We start from the raw sequence: 1,334 nt of genomic DNA, 5'->3' as shown, positions 1-1,334 counted from the left end.
CTAGATTGGCCCCTTGAAGATCCAGACACTTCGCCCCTCTTAACTTAAGAGGTAGTCTTGGAACTATGTTCAGTACTAGTCACAACGATAAGATGGTCGAAGTGTTAACAGGGGTCGAGCGCCGTCGACGCCGGACTCCACAAGAAAAGATCGCCATCGTGCAGCAGACCTTTGAGCCCGGGATGACCGTCTCTCATGTTGCTCGCTTGCACGACGTCAACGCCAACCAGCTTTTCAAATGGCGCAAACAATTCCAGGAGGGCTCTCTCACAGCGATCACCGCAGGTGAGGATGTTGTCCCTGCTTCCGAGTTGGCTGCGGCTATCAAGCAGATCCGAGAGCTCCAGCGTCTGCTCGGGAAGAAGACCATGGAGAACGAGATCCTCAAAGAAGCCGTGGAGTATGGCCGAGCAAAAAAATGGATTGCGCATGCGCCCTTGTTGCCGGGGGACGACGATTAAGTGCTGTGAGCCAGGCTCTTAATGTATCGCGTGCGCAACTATCCTTTCGTGTTCATCGAAAACCGGGTTGGCAAGATGGTCGTCATCATCGCCAGCGTGATGATGCAGCCTTACTTGGCCGTATCATGGAGGCGATGGCAGAGCTTCCCTCCTATGGCTATCGCCGGGTCTGGGCGCTGTTACGGCGTCAGTCAGAGGCAACACGACTGCCTGTAGTAAACGCTAAGCGGGTACATCGCGTTATGCGCGATCATGGCCTGCTGCTGGAAAGAAAACCGGCGGCACCATTGGCCCAGCAAGCACATAAGGGGCGTGTTGCCGTCAAAGAGAGCAATCGACGTTGGTGCTCGGATGGCTTTGAATTTCGCTGTGATAACGGTGAAAAACTACGTGTCACGTTCGCCATGGACTGCTGCGATAGGGAGGCGTTGGACTGGGCGGCCAGTACCGGGGGTTACGACAGTGACACAGTGCAAGATGTCATGCTGAGATCTGTCGAACGTCGCTTCGGGGATGCGTTGCCGGCATCACCGGTAGAATGGCTGACAGATAATGGTTCGGCGTATCGAGCCCATGAGACCCGCGCGTTTGCACGAGAAATCGGGTTGGAGCCCAGAACGACGGCGGTGAGAAGCCCACAGAGCAACGGTATAGCGGAGAGCTTCGTGAAGACGATGAAGCGAGACTATATCGAGATGATGCCGAAACCAGATAGCCGAACAGCGGTAGGCAATTTGGCCATCGCGTTTGAGCATTATAACGAGCACCACCCGCACAGCGCCTTGGGATACCGTTCACCCCGGGAATTTCTGCGCAGTCGGGTATCACAGCCCTAAGCGGGAAAAAGTGTCTGGACCTATGGGGTCAAATCCA

The 1,334-nt window shown here is 55.2% G+C and carries 1 protein-coding gene; it reads left to right on the top strand.

Annotation, left to right across the window (positions count from 1 at the left end; translation table 11 throughout):
- Positions 1 to 92 precede the first annotated feature (92 nt).
- Positions 93 to 1,297 (top strand): IS3 family transposase gene (locus AAC083_RS21565; protein ID WP_108537664.1). Its coding sequence is split into 2 segments (ribosomal slippage): positions 93 to 411 and positions 411 to 1,297, totalling 1,206 coding nucleotides; the frame shifts between segments, so codons are not numbered across the junction.
- The last annotated feature ends 37 nt before the right edge of the window (positions 1,298 to 1,334 follow it).

Source organism: Aeromonas sp. HMWF014, assembly GCF_963878295.1.
GTDB lineage: Bacteria > Pseudomonadota > Gammaproteobacteria > Enterobacterales > Aeromonadaceae > Aeromonas > Aeromonas popoffii.
This window is presented reverse-complemented; position numbering and strand designations above follow the sequence as displayed.